Below are 16,024 nucleotides of genomic sequence, written 5' to 3'. Positions count from 1 at the left end.
CCAACCTATACCAGCGTGGCCGCGGTCGTACCAGAGGGATTTCTGGTCCCAGACGGCCAGACAGGCCGTCTGACAGGGGCCGCCACCGCGTGCGACCACGACAGCCCGTCCAACAACAACGCCAGCTGGGTCGCAGACAAGCTCATTGCGCCGTCCTGGATCGGTGGCCAGGCGAATCGTCCGTTTTCCAGCCACTTCGTCGCCAATACCATTCCGTTTCCGTCCCACGCCAGCAGCTTGATGCGATCGTTTCGCCTCGAGCGGAATACGAAAATATCGCCGCCATATGGATCAGCGCACAGCACATCCGCTACCAACGCGGCCAAGCCGTGCACCCCTTTCGGAAATCCACCGGCCGCGTCGCCATCCACACCCGCAGCCCAGCTCGTGGCGCAATCAACCTACCCCTCGCACCGCCGCCAACACCATCGCCAGCGTCGCCGCATCCGCGCCCACCGTGACCCGGATGCTCACATCCGCCACCGCAATCTCAATGCTGCCGGCCGCCCGCTGAAGCCGCTGATCCACAGCTACGTCATCGCAGAGCATCACCGGCATAAACGACGCTGGTGGGGACGGCAATTCCTCGCTTGCTTTTTCGCTCGCTCCCATCGCTTGCGAAGTCCTCGCCTGCCGCCGCCAGGTGAACACAAGGCTTTCGTTCACACCATGCCGGGCCGCAACCTCCGACACCCGCACACCGGCCGCATAGCTCTCCGCTACAATCGCCGCCTTTTGCGCTGCCGACCACTGCCGGCGCCCGCCCCCTGCGCTCACCCGGCTCGCCAGACCACTATCCCTTGCCATCCCGTCCATCGCCGTACCCTCCTTCAAACAGGAACGGCACCTATCATCTCCGCGCGCACGCGACTTTCGTAGGTGAGGTCGTCACAATGGTTACATCCAAACGCGGCGGTATCCCCGGTTCTCGAGTTCGGCGGCGACCGCGGCGACGTCACCGGAGCAGGCTTCCACGCCGGCCGGTAGCGGATCGTCCAGCGACCGCGTCGTCAGGACGATGGTCGGCTTGCCGGGGTACGGCCAGTCGCCAAAGCGCCGGATCGCGTCGTACGTCCCACGCCCCATCAGGATAGCGTCGACGCCGGCGAGAAAGCCGTCGAAGCCGAAGTCCTCAGCCGGGTAATCCGCTGCCAGCCAGTCGTCGACGGCCCCGTCCGGGCGGGCGATCTTGCCGTCCAGAGAGACAGCGATGTGGCAGTGCCAGATTGTGCCCCCCATGAAACTGCCCTCCCTTGGCGCCCCTATTCTTGTACCCGCGGATCAGCCGGGCTGCTGGAGCAGGTCGTCCAAGGTCCAGGGGCAGGCGTCGGGTAGGGTTGGCGCGGGCTGCCCATCCACCTCGTCCGGCAGGTGCAGCAGCGCTTCCGCGTAGAGGTCGGCGAGGACGAGGCGCTGGCGCATGGAGGCGGCAAACCGGCGCCGGAGCTGCTTCTGGAAGATCAGCACCTTCTTCCGCCACCCGCGCACAGCTTGGCTTCCCGGCCATGCCTGCAGCTTGAGCCGGTGTGCCATGAGCTGGACCAGCAGCGATCCCACGGCGTGCAGTTCGTTGCGGCCCACGTCCTCGATCTCATCAGCGATGTTCGCCCAGTCCAGGACGGTGTGGTTGACCAGCTCGCCGACGGCGAGGCGCTTCAGTAGAGCGGATTGCTGCTCAGACCACGCCAGGATGTCGGTGTCGTAGTCGCTCACGGCTGCGTCTCCATGCCGCGTCGGTCATGTAGTCGGATGATTACTCAATCACGTCAAATGGCGGATCGTTTTCGTGCAACGCAATCATCCGCTTCTGGCCGCCAGGCAGGCTTGGAATACCCACCACATTCTGATGGCGTGTCGAGGGTTTCCCGAATCCGGTGTGCGAGCACTTCCGCAGTGAACGGCTTCGGCAGCAGGTTGACGCCAATATCCAACAGCCCGAGATGGCTGACGGCGCTGCGGTCGTAGCCCGTCAGATACAGCACCCTCAGCCCGGGGACACACTGGCGTGCTTGCTCCGCAAGCTGGCGACCGTTGATCCCGGGTAGGCCAATGTCCGTGAACAGCAACGCAACGTCCTGGGTAGTCCCCAGCAGGTTCAGCGCCGCCTTGCCGTCTGCCGCTTCCAGGACATGGTAGCCGAGATGCCGCAGCGTGCTCACGACGTAGCGGCGCACCGTGTCGTGGTCCTCGACCACCAGCACGGTCTCGCTGCCACGGGGGATTCCGGCGGGAGAGTCCTGCGGGATCGCCGCGGGTGTGCCATTCTGCCCATTCTGCAGGTGCCGTGGCAGGTAGAGCTTCACCGTCGTCCCCTGGCCCGGTTCGCTGTCCAATGTGATGTGCCCTCCCGATTGCTTGAGGAAGCCGAAGGCCTGGCTCAGGCCGAGCCCGGTGCCACGGCCTTCTGGCTTGGTCGTGAAAAAGGGGTCGAAGGCGCGGCGCATGATGTCTTCGCTCATGCCGGTGCCGGTGTCGTTCACCGCAATCATGATATACCGTCCGGGTTTCAACTCCGGATGCGAGGTCGCATAGGCATCGTCGAGATAGACATTGCCTGTCTCCAGCGTCAGCCTCCCGCCCTCCGGCATCGCGTCCCGCGCGTTCACCGCCAGGTTCAGGATGACGTTCTCCAACTGGTTCGCGTCCACGTGGGTCCGCCAGAGACCTGCGGCGAATGCCGTCTCGATGTCGATTTTTTCCCCGAGCGTGCGCCGGAGCAACCCGGCCATTTCCGTGAGCAGCCCGTTGGCGTCGATGGCCTCGGGACGAAGCGGCTGCTTGCGTGAGAATGCCAGCAGCTGGAGCGTCAGCTGGGCGGCACGCTGTGCCGCATCCTCGATGATAGCCAGGATCTCGCCGCCTTCCCGGTCGGCCTGCTCTTCCAGCCGGGGTTCGAGCAGGCTGGCACCGCCCAGGATCGCCGTCAGTAGGTTGTTGAAGTCGTGGGCGATGCCGCCGGCGAGGTGGCCGATGGTCTCCATCTTCTGCGCCTGCGCCAGTGCCGCCCGCGACTGCTCCAGCGCCTGTTCGGCCTGCCGCCGCTCGGTGATGTCGCGGATCACCTTAGCGTAGCCGACAGGACGCCCGCTTTCGTCGCGTAGGACGTCGATGACGACGCTGGCCCAGAACCGGCTGCCGTCCTTGCGGACCCGCCAGCCTTCGCCCTCGTAGCGCCCCTCGCGGTCCACCGTCTCCAGCGCCTGGACGGGCAGCCCCGCATCCCGGTCTTCCGGTGTGTAGAACACCGAGAAATGCCGGCCCAGGATCTCGTGCTCCCGGTAGCCCTTGATCCGCTCCGCGCCGCTGTTCCAGCTGCTGATGCGTCCACCCGGGGCGAGCATGAACAGGGCGTAGTCGGTGACGCCGTTGACCAGCAGCCGCAGGCTCTCCTCGCTCTGGCGCAGCCGGTGCAGGGTCTGCTGGCGTTCCGCCTCCCCGATGACAAGCTGGTTGGAAACGCGGCGGAACTCAGCGGGAGTGGGGAAGGCCAGGACCCTGATCACCAAGGGCCAGAGCAGGATGGCCGTCAGCACGGAAATGAGCGCGCAGGCCGCCTTCACCAGCCCCTCCAGGCCGTAGGCGGGATACCAGAGGGTCATGATGCCAGCGAAATGGGTGGTGCCGCAGGCCAGGATGAAAGTGGCGAACATCCAGAACATCCAGCTGAACGCCAGGTCCCGCCGTCGCCAGACGAAATAGGCCAGGGCCACCGGGATCGCGTAATACGAGAGCCCGATGACCCCGTCGGAGACGACGTGCAGCCAGATCAACTCAGGTTGCCACAGCAGGCAGAAGCCGTGCGGCGGCAACCCCTGCATGGACAGGATGTGCGTAAGATACTCCATGGCGGTGTTGTTCTCCGGCTTCCCGACCCGTGAATGGCCGGGCGCTGACGACCCCGGCAGCCAGGAGCATGCGGTTCATGCCAGCTGATCCTGACGACTCCATTCCGGATTCCTCCGAAACAAAGCAGCCACCTGGGCCACTATCGCGGAGACCAGCGTGAGTCTGGACGGACGTGGGGAAAATGCGTTGCTTATCAAAGCACTGGTGTTATTGACTTATTTTCTGCATGAATCTGGTCTGGGTAATTTTTTAATCTCCAAATTTTTGCATGAAGCGCAAATATACGCAGTAATTATTTTTAAGTGATTCACCAAAACGGGACAATTATGCCGACCGCCCGCTCTTGGTCCTGGCTGTGCTGGCCAACCAGCGCCTATGCCCAATCGATGACTGCCGCCGGCCCCGGCGGCGTCATCCGGGAGCGGCACCGGCGAGGAGCGCAAAAACGGGCAGAGGTGAACCGGGACCCCGCTTATCAACCAATCGACCCGCTCGGGACCATTGATCGGAAAGAAGAATTTCGGCGGCGGTCGCCGCTTCGTCGCCTCGTGACGGGTCTGATCGACGTTGCCCGCCCAGTGCTCCCATCTGACCCGCCGGAATCCGCCATCTGGGGCGGGCCGATTGGTTGATAAGCGGGAACCGGGACCGAAATCCTGGCAGAAAGGAACCGCCACCGCTCCTGGCCAACATGGCCGTTCCCGCCGCTGCGGGTACGCCAGCGGCTCGGCAGCCCGGAAGGGGATGAAGGGTATCTTGCTTGTGTGTGCATGCCCCGGCGGCGCCCGCCCTGCTGGCGGCCCTGACGGCCCGGCCCCCCCTCCGGCACGGAGGCACAACGCTGACGGCCGCCTCTCACCGGACAGGCGAACGCCGACGGTTCCGTTGATCCGAAGCGCGGTGCCGGACCATTCGTGGCTGAGCCGCACCCGGAGCCGTCTGCCGCTGGAAGTGCATGACCAGGTTTTCGCCTGGGTGCTACAGCGCTTGGCCGAGCGCGGTCTGGTCCGGGGCGAGCGGATCGGCGTGGACGCCTCGACGATGGAGGCCAACGCGGCGCTGCGCACGCTGGTGCGGCGCGACAGCGGCGAAACCCATCGCGAGATGCTCAGGCGCATGGCGCACGAGAGCGGCATCGAGACGCCGACGACGGAGGATCTGATCCGGCTCGACCGCGCCCGCAAGGACAAGACGCTCTCGAACGCCGACTGGGAGAGCCCGGTCGATGCCGAGGCGAAGATCGCCAAGATGAAAGACGGCCGTACGCATCTGGCCTACAAGCCCGAGCACGCGGTTGATCTCGATACCGGCGCCATCGTCGCGGCCGAGGTGTACACCGCCGAGCAGGGCGACACCACGACGATGCCCGGCACGCTGGACGCCGCGATGAAGCAACTGGCCGCGGTGGATGTGGCACCCACATCCGAGGACCCGGCCGAACTGGTCGCCGACAAAGGGTATCATGCACGCGCCACGCTGAAGGCCATGGACGATGGCCCGTGGAAGACCCGCATTGCCGAGCCGGAGCGCAAGCAATGCCTGCGCTGGCACGGCGACGAGGCGGCCCGCCGCGCGGTCTACAACAACCGTGCCCACCTGCTGTCCGGGGTGGCACGGGAAGCCTTCAAGCTGCGGACCGAATGGGTCGAGCGAAGTTTCGCCCTGACCCTCGATCGCGGCGGGATGCGACGGGTCTGGCTACGCGGGCGGGAGAAGGTCCAGAAGCGCTACCTGATCCACGTCGCAGGCTACAACCTCGGATTGATCATGCGGCTCCTGACCGGGGCAGGAACGCCCCGGGTGTTCCGGGACCGAGCTTCTGTCCGGCTTGGCGCCATTGTCACACCGAATAGCGGGCTAATCCTCTTGTTCGTCGTCGCCTGGGGCGAACAGATCGCCCTTCTCGTCATCAGCCTTCAGCCAGACCCGCTCGGCTGAAAGACGACTTCTTCAACGGGCTGTTATAGTCGCGGGACATCATTTGGGATCTGCGCGTTCGGGTTGAAGCGCTGTTGGACGGAACGGCCGGAGCAGGTTCGGCTCGCCAGCGGCTCCGGGACCGTCTCGCCGTTCGCCCGCATGTCCGCCACCACGTCGCGTACCAGTGCCTGGGCGCCGGCGAGCGCGGCACCGCTGTCTGGGGCAGGTGGGAAAGGCTCGGAACCGCGGCGCAGGTGATGACATACTCGCCATCTTTCTCCGACCAGGAGACCCGGTAGGTGTAACGGCCAAGCATCTATCCCTCTTCGGTTGGTTTCAGCCGGTTGGCGACCAGGAACAGCTGCTTCACCTGATAGACTTTTTGCCATTCCGCCCTTGGCTTCCTGCGGGTTGATGCGCAGGTCGCTCGACCAGGGCATGCGGAACACGCGATGGCTGCCGGTGCTTCGCGGGGGCCGAAGAAGTGTTCCACTACCCGCATCGCGTCCACACTTCCGTGTCCGGATCCCAATACCGTCTTCAGACGATCGGGCATACCGTGAACCGGAGCGCCGGCCATTCCGCCTGCACGCGCGCCAGCGCCTGCCAGGGTGTCCAGTCCGCGCTCCAGAACCGCACGCGGAAGCCGTGCCGGTCCGCGTCAGGTGCGGGCGATGGCGCGGCCGGCGGCAGCTCCTCGACCCGGCGCAGCGGCCAAGTAGTGCCCCAGTTCTCCCACAGCCAGGCGATGGCGTCCGGGTCGTCGTCGCCGAGCCGCAGGATCTCGAAGGGCACCGGCACGAGGCTGTGCAGGTCGAACGGACAGGCGCGGCTGACGCCGACCATGCTGACCGCGTCCTCGTGCTGCGCCCAGACCGCCTCCCGCAACTGGCGGGCGAGGATGCGCGCGCCGGCTAGGCTGATCGGGCGCTCCTCGGCAGGGGCGGTCAGGAACAGATGGAACCAGTCCTCCTCCATGCGGTCGTAGTCATGGACCCAGGGGATGACGCCGGCGCCGGCCGCGGCGGCGCGGAAGGCGGCAACCAGGTCGGCAGGCCCGGTCACGCTGAGCGTGGTCTGCACCCAGTCCGGCTGCGGCAAGGCAAGCGGCCCCGCTGCGGCCGGCAGCGGCGGGGTGGCCCGTGGCGCCCGCCGCCGCCCCGTCCCGGCGGGCAGGCCGAACGCGCTCTCGCCACCCGCCAAGGCTCAGAGCCCCAGCAGCTTCGCCGGACTGTCGCTGACCAGCTTGGCGCGGCGGACATAGCCGCGCATGGTCTTGAGGTCGGCGTGACGGGTATGGGCCATGATCTGCTCGTCACGGGCGCCGGCCATGTAGGCCTCGGTGACAAAGCCGGCGCGCAGGCCGTGCGGGGAGAGGCGCTCGCTGCTGGGCACCTCGATGCCGGCTTGCTTCGCGCGCCTGAGCAGAATCTGGCGGACGGCATCGGGATGAAGCCGGCGGTGCTCGATGTTGCCCCAGAGATCCACCTTGCGGAACACCGGGCCGAACTGGCAGTCGGATGCAAGCAGCCAGGCTTCCAGCGCACGCACCGGGCAGGTCTCGCGGCGGTTGCCCCTGGGAATGCCGATCTCCACGCCCGCGCCTTCCTGGTCGCCCTTGCTGCGGGGGATGGTGAGGCGGATGCCGCTCTCGCGCAGCACCAGGTGCTCGCGGTCGATGGCGACCAGTTCGGAGCGACGGAGCGCACCGGCGAAGGCAAGCAGGATCATGGCACGATCGCGCAGGCCGGTCAGGTCGTCGCGGCAGGTGGCGACGATCTTGCGGATTTCGGTCGTCGTCAGGGCGGCCGAGCGGCGCACAGCGCTGCCATGGCGACGGGCGATGCCACGCAGCGTGGTGCGGATGGCCGGGTGCGAGGGGATCCACTCCTGGCCGGCCAGCTTGTGCGCCTGGCCAATGGCGGCGAGGCGGCGTTGGATGGTGCTGCGGGCATGGGTGGCGGCCATGGCGGCGAGATAGGCGGCGACGGTCTGCGGCATGGCCGGCAAGGGGCAAAGGCTGGCGGCGCGGCAGAAGGCGGTGAAATCGGCCCAATCGGCACGATAGGCGCGGCGCGTCGCCGCGGAATGGGCGTCAGCGGCGTAGTCGCGGGCGGCAGCGAAAGCAGCAGCGCCGGGAAGGGCGGGAAGGGTTTCGGTCATGGCAATTCCGCAGCAGGATATGTCCAGTCTGGCAGGTTGTCAGGCGGGAGGACGCAAAAATGCGGTTTTGCACGGATCCCGGAGCGGGAGGCGGCAGGATGTCGCCATGGCTTCGCCTCCTTACCCCAGTCCCGCGCAGAGCAATGGCGCTTCGGCCGGCCGCAGGGTTTGCAACAGAACCCGCGTGGCGGCTTTGGCACCAAGGCCTGCGTGATCGCGGACGCTTCGGGCCGGGCCATCGGCTTCGTGCTGGCTCCCGGACAGGCTCATGAACTGCCGTTGGCACCCCTGCTGCTGACCTGCCTCACCGTCCTACCGCTCTGGATCGTCGCCGATCGCGGCTATGCCTCGCATGCTTTCCGCGAACTCATCTGGAATCTTGGCGCCCGCCCGGCCATCCCTGCCAAGCGCAACGAGGCACCGGTCGCCTGTCCACCGTGGATCTACACCAATCGCAACCGCGTCGAACGCCTGTGGGCCAGGTTCAGGCCCAGATTGGCGATGCCGCGAAGATCACCCGGCTTCGCGATTTCCATCACGTCCGTACCTTGGTCATCGCTATCAGCACCGGCCTCCACCAGCCGTACAACCCATGCCACCCGCGCCATCCTGCCGAGAATAGCGCCATAGATTATCACCTATTTGTTCCTACCCCCAATCATGAGACAGTCCCGGTACCGGATTGAGCAACAGCCTCCAAAGCGTCCCCCTGGACCTGCCGTCCGCCGCGCGTCACAACCGGAGGCACGACACGGAGAGCAAGTGAACGATGCAGGGTGCTCCGCCCCGGCCAAGAAAGACCGACCAGCCGCCCCTGCCCGGCCTGACCAGCCAGCCGGAAGCGCCGCCCCCTGACCGGACCAGCCTCGATTATTGGCTGAGCCAGCTCGGCCCGATCCTGGCCGCCGCTTCGCCCGACGCCTTGCCGATCGCCGAGGACGCCATCCGGGCCTGCGCCGACCCGGCGTTGCTGCCGATCGCGGCCCTGGCCGCGCTGGTGGCGGACCAGCCCGACCGGACACTCGGCTTCATCCGGCGCGTCGAGAAGAAGTACGAGCCGACCCCGGCCACCGCGCTGCTGACAGCGCTTGCTATCGCGCGGCAGGGCCACTCCGCCCGCGCCTGGGCCCTGCTGCTGCAACACGGGCTGGACAACGAGCGGCAGGCCGCGCGCTGGTTCGCCGGCCCTCCCGGCATGGTGGGCTGGCTGCTCATGCAACTCGCCGAGATCCGCCACGCCCTCCTGCGCCAGCAACAGGCGGCCCAGGCAGCCGAACGCCAAGCCGCGCGCGCCGCCGCAAAGCGCGCGGCGCAGACCCAGGCCGCCGAGACCAGGGCAGCCACGGCAGCCCGCGGCAAGGCTCGGCAGTCATCCGCCGCCGCAACACCGTCTGCCGCCATCGCCGACCTGCCACGGCTGGAGGTGGCGCTGGATGTGACCTTCGCCTTCACCGATCCCGAGGCGGTCGTCACCAGCGGCGGAACGCCCGATCCGGTATGGTTCGACCTGCGCCACGAACTGGTGCAGCTCGGTCTGGTGGAAGGCTTCGACGAGTTGCTCTGCCTGCCGACGCTGCAGGGGGTGGAGGCGCACTGGTACCAGATCGAGACGGTCCGCAAGGTGCTCAAGCAGTATCGCGGCCGCGTGCTGCTGGCCGACGAGGTCGGGCTCTTTTCACACATCAGGGTTTTTGGGCACCACGCGCAAGGAAGGGCGCCCCCTCCGGGCCGGGTTTGGGCTGACCTCGACACCACCATGAGTTGTATCCCTCGGAGACACGGAGGCGGCGTGGATCTCCAGAATATCTGCAATGACCTCATCGAGCGCGGCCCCATCGAGACCTGCTGCTCCGCGAATTTCGATCAGCCGTCCGACCATCTCGAAGAAATCCGGGGTGATCCGGCGGTGGTGTTCAGCCATGGCGTTGACCGCTTTCCGCATGGCCTTCAGTTGGGATTTATCTCCTAGCTTGAAGTAAGCGGCCCGGCCCAGGTCTAGGTAGTACCTGCATGCCGTGTTCGGGCTGTTGTGGCCGAGCGCCTGGGCAAGTTCCACCAGCACCGTGTTTTCGACCGTCTGGTCCCAGCGGAACATGTTGTCGGCGAAGTACTTCGCCCACAAGCGCTGCGCGAGTCTGGTAGCGAAATAGGCCCTGAGCCGATGGCCGCTGCCCTCAACCTTAACCTCGGGGGCACTGAAGGCACTCTTAACGAGGTTGCCAATTGCCCTCGCCTCCAACCCTTTCTTGGTCTTTTCGGAGAGAAACATCTGCGGCGGTCCCGGCGGGGAAACCGTATTGCGCCAGCGTCGAAGCTGGCCCAACCGAACATCCCAGATGCCGATGGTGATAAGGTCCCGCACAAGGTCGATCGGGAATGGGGCACTCCGAGTGACATTACCCTTCCCGGTGACGCTGACATAAATATGTAGGCGTCCAGCCCTTTGCAGCCGATCCAGGCCACCCAGGACAGCCCGCCGACCAGGTTCCCATTCCGCGATGGCGTCGAGGCCCTTGTAACTGGGGTTCCATCCAGCCTTCCTGGCTTCGTCGATGGCCTCAGGCGTTGGAATTCGGATGCGCTCCGTGGCGAGAGCGACCTCAAGTGCGCGGGGTGTCAGCTTGGCTACCTCATCCGCCCGAAGACCGGCCTCCGCCTCGACTCTGCCTATCAGCCAGTCCCGGTTGCCGAGCACCTCATTCTCAGCAGAGTTCCGCAGGTAGGTCAGAACGTTACTGACGGCCGAATCGTCCGGGATCGGGCGCTTGGTCATGTCGCGGCCTGAGGACTCGGCGCAGGCCCATTCCCGATAGTCCATCTTCACGCGCCGTTCGGGCGCCATGCTGAACCGACGAGGGGGTGGCGCGGCTCTTTCGGCGCGGCATGTGAGGGGCCCCGTGGTGCTGACCAGGTCGGTCTTGAGAAGGTTAGAAGCCTTCGCCTTGTCATAGAACAAGAACACGACCGCGAGCCTACGGTTGATCCGGTCTTCACCCATAGGCTTCTTGTTCTCGTCGGGAGCCTTCTCCCATTTGTCGAGAAGCGCCTTCCGCTCGCGCTTCAACTCCTCCCGCCAGTCGATCAGCACCTGGTCATTCACCCGGTCCCAGCGCAGCCCACGCCGGTCCAGGTATGCCTTCCACTCCCGCAAGACGTGAGCTTCATCACGCATCGATGAAATAGTTACGCGCTTGAAGCGATGCGACCATCCAAAAAAGCGAAGTAGCGGTTCACAAATGGTACCATCGCTCTCGCAGATAATGGGGAGTCCATGAGCGTTTTCCCCTGACCACTTAAAGTCGTCTGGCGCAAACAGCAGGCGATACTGCTCAGGATCGTGCTTGCACTTCTTGCCCCGTTCATTGATTCGAGTCGATAGCGTCCGTTCCAACATCATTTATAGACAGTCATCAGTAATAAATAACAGAAATTGTTTTCTCAAAATTCCAATTTGTAACAATACGACCTAACTCGATTACAGACTTTCCAGAGCGGCGCATGACCATGTTGCCGGTAGTGTCAAAGCGGTATTCGTTTTTCTCCGGCGGATTCGTCCAGCCGCCTGGACCCAATACGGCGTTGTTCCGGCAATTTACCTTAGCCTCGGCCTCATTCTCGTCATTGTTTCGGAAAAATTCCAAATGCTTGAAGCATCCACTTCCTGGATAGAAGCCATCGTTCGAAACATATCCCACGTCCAAAAAACTGGATCCGTCGGCCCGATAGGAATAAAAGTAACGGCCGTAGAAACTGGGCTTCTCTGCATCTACTGCGTCCCCGTGGCGGTCTGTGACCTCGGCAAAAATGGGCCTGCCCTGCTCGTCCAACTGAAATGCAGACTGTGTCTGCCGTCTTCCCAGAATTTCATTGGCAAAGTATCTCAACATAACGCTATGGTTCCCATAATTGTATTCAACGCGCCATCTGGCTTTGCCAGACCAGTCACGGGCAATCGTTTCCTTGGGGCGGCCGTCCGAGAGTAGCGTAACTCCAATCAATACACCAGAAGGCTCCATATAACTTGGCCGATGACGAAATCCTACTAAGTTCCCAACGCCGTCATAGGAGAATTCTTCAATTGCCGTCTCATTCGAGATATGCGCAGTTATCTCTATACGTGCTAACTTTTTCTTGTCATTATACACGTATAACTTTTGATACCCATACGATGGTTTGAGCAGATCGCGAGATTTAACCTTATCTATTCTTCCGTCTTCAAAAAACTCTGTTACTGTTAGGTATGACGAATCCACCTCGCCATTATCTTTCCTTGACGTAAGTTTCTCTGTGGCCTGCCTAACTCGTCCCAGTAAGTGCATGTCACGCGCGGTTAGTTCATCTACGGCACCACGAGCGCCGAAAGGACTCTGAATGTATTCTTCCAATGGAACGTTTGCGGCAAGGCCAGGATATGTCCCCAATGTCATGGTTAAAGCCGACCAGGCAAACATCCTTGCCAAAATTTGTTTCACGATTTCACTTGTATTCATTGCCAGTCCATGTATGCTGTTCTCATTCATCACTCCCGCTGAGAAGACTCGTCAGTCCTGTTAGGCGGCTCAGCGCCCGAGGCGCCTCCTGTACAGCCTTCTCGGCGGCGGCGATGTCGCCCACCAAGACAACTTGCCGGACCGCCCGGGTGACGGCGGTATAGACGAGGGTCCTGTCGAGGAGAGGGCTCGGCGCAATCGGCACGATTACGCGATTCCACTGGCTTCCTTGCGCCTTATGGATGGTGATGCCGAAAGACCGCTGGATGCGCTCCAGAAGGTCTGTCTCGGTGAGGTAGTGCACCTTGCCGTCGATAACAGCCTCAGCCCAAACGATTTCCCCATCCTCTCGCGGGCTGCCATCCGACCCCATGGCTTGGGCCAGAGGAACGAGCGTATCCTCGTCCTTCCCCTTGACTAGGAACATGGGTCCGGGGAACGCACGGGTGATCATCCCGAGCGAGCCGTTGTTGAGGCTCCGGTCCCAGTCGTTCTCAATGAACATGATCGGGCAGCCTTCGCAGAAGCCTGACAGCCCGGTCCGGACCTTGACTGCGAGGCGGTCGCTGAGCCGCTGCTGGTAAAGGTCCCTGTTGATGTGGAGAACGGTGCCGGGTCGTTCGCGGCGCTCGCCCTTGCTCGTGGCAAGGATCTGAACCTCGTTCTCGTCCCCCTCGTGCACCACCAGTTCGTCGTAGAGACGCGCGATCACATCCGCGACGTCGCCCATTGAGCAGGGGAGAATGCTGACGCCGACACCTGGGCCTGCATAGGGTGGGATTATGGGCCATCCCCCGTCCCGGATCGCCTGGCCGATTGCCGGGATGCCGGTCGATCCGTCCTGCCGATAGACCTGCGTCAGATGGCTGCGGGGTGCAGGCGACTCCGGTCGGCAGAGCAGATGGAACGTCAGGCCCGCTCCGATAGGCGGAAGCTGCATGTCGTCACCGACCAGGACAAGACGTCCGCCGGGGCCAATTTTCCGCAGGACCTGGTAGAGAGTCGCGATGTCCAGCATGGACGCCTCGTCCACGACATAGGTTCTGGTGTCCATCCGGTCGCTCTGGTCCGATTGCGCCTTGTCCTCCTCCCCGCCGTGCAGGAAGCCAGCAATGGTCATGGCTTTCCGCTTTGTGGCGTCGTGCATGCGCTTCGCGGCACGCCCCGCAAGGGCCATCTGCACGACCTCGCTCCCGAGCGCATCCAACCCGGCGTAGAAAGCCATCAGGATGGTGGTCTTCCCGACCCCGGCGCCGCCGCTGATGACGGCGAACTGATGCTTCAGTGCTGTCCAAACAGCCTGTTTCTGCCCCGGGCCGAGCGGGTGGTTATTGGCCTGCCATGCAGTTAACGCATAGCCGATCTTCTCGCGCTCCCGGGGACCGAAATCGATGGGATGGACGTAGAGGAGGTCGCTCTGGGCGGGGAAGTCCTGATGAGCGATCATGCGGCTCAAGCGCTGGGCGACGTACCGCTCCATCAGCCAGGCACCCGACGTCTGGTAGAGGCCACTCGACGCATCGAGCAGCCAGCCGCCCCCTTGGTGGGGGGTTCCAACCGCCCGCTCGGCCTGCTGCTGATCACCACCCAGGATGGTCCTGGCGCTCGTGAGGAGCGCGTCCCTGTCGAGGGCCGTCGATCCGTCCTTGTCGTAGGCACGGTAGAGCGCTTCCGCGACGGCAGCGTGTTCGCGCCGGGGATCCTCCGGCGCGACGGCAAGGCGCTCCAAGGCAATCTTGTCCACGGTGGACCACGGTTGGCCGAAGGCCAGTAGGCGGTAAGGGTCGGCGTGCAGCTTGTCGGCGGCGCACTCGCCGTAGAACTTCAGCAGGGAAGCCCCCAGGCCGACGGGAAAGCGGTGTTCATCGAGCCAGTCGATCACGTCACCCGGATTGAGGTCCCGCCAACCTTGGACGAGCACCTTGGCACTCTCGGGCGTGACCACCTCGGTCAGGCGCTCCAGGTCCCCCTCTTCGAGCACATCGCGCAGTCCTGCGCCGAACCGCTCCCAAAGCGCCTGGGCCTTCTGCTTGCCGACGCCGGGAAACCTCTTACCCGCGAGGGTGGCGACCATGTTGCGCCCGTAGGGCCGCACGAGGATGGCGACGTCGGCGTGGAACTGCGGCTGCCCTCGGTATTCCTCCATCTGGCCGTGGAGCCTCCAGAGATCGCCCTGAAGCGTGATTTGGTCAGCGAGCGTCCGCGAGGGCATCCGAACGGCCAGAGCCTCCCCTGCGGGCTCCCCTGCGGCATTGAGTGGGGTTCCCACGATGATGGCGCCCTGGCCTGGGGCAGACCAGCGGACGTGCGACACCTGAACGGTGAGATTCATCACCACGGCAGACGCCCAACGTCGGGCAGCGTGAGGTCCGCGTAGCCTTTTGCCCGAAGTTGCGCCTTGAGGTAGCGGTTCTCCTCTTCCAATTGGGCGACTCTGGCCTGGAGTTCCTTCGCCTTCTCGTTCGCCATGACCTCACGCCGCGACCGCTCTCCAGCCGCGCGCGCGTCGGCATCGCCCAGGCTCTCCCGGTGTTCCGAAGCCCCTTCGACTTCGGCCAGCTTCTGTCGGATAACCGGGTTGGTCCGGAAGACGTCCCGGTTGCACTGGAGGTCCTGGGCCATGACGCTACGGATCAGCTTGCCATCCGCACCCCACGGCAACGTCCCGTTGGCCCGCCTCTCCTCGATGTAGGCCAGGAACCGGTCGGCGTTCGCCTTACCCGCGTCGGCGCCATTGATACCCTTGAGGCTCATCCCGCACCTCTCTCCCGACCCAGCGCACTCTTGGCGGCGCTGACGGTCCGTTCGATGTAGTGCCATGGGTCGCCGTGCTCTCGCGCCTTCTCAGAAGCAGCCAGGACCAGGCTGACCTCGGGCGGCGGCATGCCGTCCGCGAGCAGGCGCCGCGCGATAGCGTAGTCCGCCCGGCTGCGGTCGAGGTTGCTGCCGTAATGGGCTGCGTAGGGAGCGATCAGGCGCCCGTAGAGGGCGCTGTAGTCTCCGGACAGCGCCCCGGCAGGGGCGCAATTTCTCAGCGCGCCGCCGCGCGCGCCCTGTTGATCCTTCTGCTCTGCCGAGTTCGCCAGGGGCAGTTCGGTCGCCATTGCGGCGAGGATCGGGTCGATGCGAGCGGACGCGGTCCGCAGACGGGCGAAGGGATAGCTGCCGTCTGGGCGGCGGTGCCTGACCTTGCGGTTCGTGAATCCAGGAAGCCGTCCGGCATGCCATGCGTCGGCGGACCCGGGATCGCCGCCCCAGCGCTCCGCCATGTGACGCGCGAGGAGCTTCGCCTCGAGGTGGTCGATACCAGCCCCGGCATCGAAGAAGCCTTGGTAGTTGGCAGGAGATGACTCTACAATGACGGCTGGGCGGTGACCGGCGCTTACCATCGCCCGCAGCGTGGCATCGGAGATGTCATCGACGAAGATGTAGCATGGGTCGACGGGCCGCCCGATTATGTTGAACCCGTGGGCGTTCTCAGCTTTGAGAAAGCCAATGAGGGCAAGCAGGCCGTCGCCCGAGACTGTGCGCATCGCAGAGGGAATCTTGGCTGCACGGTCGGGCCAGACGGCGCGAATATCATAGCGTTCCGACGGCAAGGCGGT

Annotated in this window: 12 protein-coding genes and 3 pseudogenes; 3 read left to right on the top strand and 12 right to left on the bottom strand. The window is 64.4% G+C overall.

Annotated features, from left to right (window positions below; all coding sequences use genetic code 11):
- Positions 1-5 precede the first annotated feature (5 nt).
- From tnpB to NBY65_RS31115, 5 genes and pseudogenes are all read right to left on the bottom strand, one after another.
- A pseudogene (tnpB, locus tag NBY65_RS31135) lies at positions 6-367 on the bottom strand (IS66 family insertion sequence element accessory protein TnpB).
- 29 nt (positions 368-396) lie between these two features.
- Positions 397-816, bottom strand: a complete 420-nt coding sequence (tnpA, locus tag NBY65_RS31130) for an IS66-like element accessory protein TnpA (protein ID WP_250266016.1) — start codon at positions 814-816, stop codon at positions 397-399.
- 81 nt (positions 817-897) lie between these two features.
- Positions 898-1,239 (bottom strand): dihydrofolate reductase family protein, encoded by a 342-nt coding sequence (locus tag NBY65_RS31125; RefSeq protein WP_150045234.1) that lies wholly within the window; start codon positions 1,237-1,239, stop codon positions 898-900.
- Positions 1,240-1,281: 42 nt separating this feature from the next.
- Positions 1,282-1,713, bottom strand: a complete 432-nt coding sequence (locus tag NBY65_RS31120) for a DUF29 domain-containing protein (RefSeq protein ID WP_150045233.1) — start codon at positions 1,711-1,713, stop codon at positions 1,282-1,284.
- Between the two features lie 53 nt (positions 1,714-1,766).
- On the bottom strand, positions 1,767-3,845 hold the full coding sequence (locus NBY65_RS31115) for a PAS domain S-box protein (RefSeq protein WP_150045232.1): 2,079 nt from the start codon (positions 3,843-3,845) through the stop codon (positions 1,767-1,769).
- A 157-nt stretch (positions 3,846-4,002) separates the two neighbouring features.
- On the opposite strand from NBY65_RS31115, the gene NBY65_RS31110 reads away from it, so the two are divergent.
- A complete protein-coding gene (locus NBY65_RS31110) occupies positions 4,003-4,152 on the top strand; it encodes a hypothetical protein (protein WP_162530861.1) in 150 nt (49 codons plus the stop codon).
- A 585-nt stretch (positions 4,153-4,737) separates the two neighbouring features.
- A pseudogene (locus NBY65_RS31105) lies at positions 4,738-5,784 on the top strand (transposase); the annotation flags it as partial.
- Positions 5,785-6,306: 522 nt separating this feature from the next.
- Here NBY65_RS31105 and NBY65_RS31100 read toward each other — a convergent pair.
- On the bottom strand, positions 6,307-6,969 hold the full coding sequence (locus tag NBY65_RS31100; protein WP_150045231.1) for a hypothetical protein: 663 nt from the start codon (positions 6,967-6,969) through the stop codon (positions 6,307-6,309).
- Between the two features lie 3 nt (positions 6,970-6,972).
- Positions 6,973-7,929, bottom strand: coding sequence for a site-specific integrase (locus NBY65_RS31095; RefSeq protein WP_150045230.1), 957 nt, complete (start codon positions 7,927-7,929; stop codon positions 6,973-6,975).
- 186 nt (positions 7,930-8,115) lie between these two features.
- Between NBY65_RS31095 and NBY65_RS31090 the strand changes: the two are divergent.
- Positions 8,116-8,559: pseudogene (locus NBY65_RS31090) on the top strand (transposase); the annotation flags it as partial.
- 1,045 nt (positions 8,560-9,604) lie between these two features.
- Here the strand turns inward: NBY65_RS31090 and NBY65_RS31085 are convergent.
- From NBY65_RS31085 to NBY65_RS31065, 5 genes are read right to left on the bottom strand one after another with little or no spacing between them, the layout of a single operon-like run.
- Positions 9,605-11,326, bottom strand: coding sequence for a site-specific integrase (locus tag NBY65_RS31085; RefSeq protein ID WP_150045228.1), 1,722 nt, complete (start codon positions 11,324-11,326; stop codon positions 9,605-9,607).
- 13 nt (positions 11,327-11,339) lie between these two features.
- Entirely contained in the window at positions 11,340-12,449 is a 1,110-nt protein-coding gene (locus NBY65_RS31080; RefSeq protein ID WP_150045227.1) for a hypothetical protein, read from the bottom strand.
- On the bottom strand, positions 12,442-14,751 hold the full coding sequence (locus NBY65_RS31075) for an AAA family ATPase (protein WP_239003177.1): 2,310 nt from the start codon (positions 14,749-14,751) through the stop codon (positions 12,442-12,444). Before NBY65_RS31075 ends, NBY65_RS31080 begins: the two co-directional genes overlap by 8 nt.
- The gene (locus tag NBY65_RS31070; protein WP_150045225.1) at positions 14,751-15,173 is read right to left on the bottom strand and encodes a hypothetical protein; all 423 of its coding nucleotides are present in this window, start codon (positions 15,171-15,173) and stop codon (positions 14,751-14,753) included. The genes NBY65_RS31075 and NBY65_RS31070 overlap by 1 nt, the downstream gene beginning before the upstream one ends.
- On the bottom strand, positions 15,170-16,018 hold the full coding sequence (locus tag NBY65_RS31065) for a DNA-primase RepB domain-containing protein (protein ID WP_150045224.1): 849 nt from the start codon (positions 16,016-16,018) through the stop codon (positions 15,170-15,172). The genes NBY65_RS31070 and NBY65_RS31065 overlap by 4 nt, the downstream gene beginning before the upstream one ends.
- Positions 16,019-16,024: the final 6 nt, after the last annotated feature.

Source organism: Rhodovastum atsumiense (assembly GCF_937425535.1).
Lineage (GTDB): Bacteria > Pseudomonadota > Alphaproteobacteria > Acetobacterales > Acetobacteraceae > Rhodovastum > Rhodovastum atsumiense.
The sequence above is the reverse complement of the archived record's forward strand: the minus strand, read 5'-3'. Positions and strand labels throughout refer to the sequence as shown.